The sequence below is a fragment of the Noviherbaspirillum malthae genome, from assembly GCF_015352985.1.
Lineage (GTDB): Bacteria > Pseudomonadota > Gammaproteobacteria > Burkholderiales > Burkholderiaceae_D > Noviherbaspirillum > Noviherbaspirillum malthae.
Window position 1 is genome coordinate 1 of record NZ_JACYXF010000195.1, and the last position, 910, is coordinate 910.

A 910-nucleotide genomic window follows, 5' to 3' on the forward strand; every position below is an offset into this window, starting at 1 on the left:
TAACTCTATCGTCACCCATGGTGGCGGATTCCTTTCTGCTGAAATGTTTCGGTCTAGACAACCTTATTTCAGCAGCATCCGCCGCCTTCTTCAACTACCCCTCATCCACAACATTCCGTTATACCTCCCGGGCAGCAATGGAAAGCTTTTTTGGGACGCTTAAAGCCGAATACTTCTATCTCAATGACATCCGAGATATCGATGAACTGCAGTTAGGTATAAAGGAATACATCCACTATTACAACAGTGATCGTATTAAGCTTAAGCTGGGAGGTCTGAGTCCAGTGGATTTTAGAATTCAGGCCGGTCTGCTATAGTCAACCTCTGTCCAACGTTTGGGGGGCGGTTCATACAGGAGGTGGACACCCATGGAAGAGAATCACACCAAGTTGAGAGTGCTCGGTCATGACCGGGGCGGCCGTTGTCAATATGACGCCGCCAGCAAACGCGGCTTGATCGAGGCATGCCTGCGTCCGGGCGTGTCGGTGGCGCGGCTGGCGCAGGAGAACGGCATCAACGCCAACCTGCTACGCAAGTGGATCTCGCGGTATCTCCTCGAGCGCGAGCGCAACCTGGCCAATCAGGCGCCGACCGAATGTATAGCTGCACTGCAGACGAACTCGTCCTCGACTGTGGATGTGACACCGATCACCCGGGCCTCGGAAGCGGTCGAAGCCGCATCGCCCTTCGTGCCCATCGTGGCGGCCAGCCCAGTGCCGGTTGCGGCACCGCCTGTCCAACCGGTGCCGCCCTCCATGACGCTGGCCCTGCATGTGCACCTGCTGTCAAGAGGAACGCAATTTTCCACAATATCGGAAGGGAAATTTCCTCACCCGACTAGGATTGAGTCTCTTCCGGACGGACGAGACCAGCCTTCAGTTTTTCTTTCAACCGATATGAATTTCCGCGG

General features: G+C 55.2%; 2 protein-coding genes. Both read left to right on the forward strand.

What is annotated here, in order from left to right; translation table 11 throughout:
* On the forward strand, nucleotides 1-317 hold a 317-nt coding region (locus tag IGW03_RS38640; RefSeq protein WP_228536365.1), incomplete at its 5' end, for an IS3 family transposase.
* Between the two features lie 51 nt (nucleotides 318-368).
* Nucleotides 369-910: transposase (locus tag IGW03_RS37725; RefSeq protein WP_194727497.1), on the forward strand; the 542-nt coding region annotated here is incomplete at its 3' end.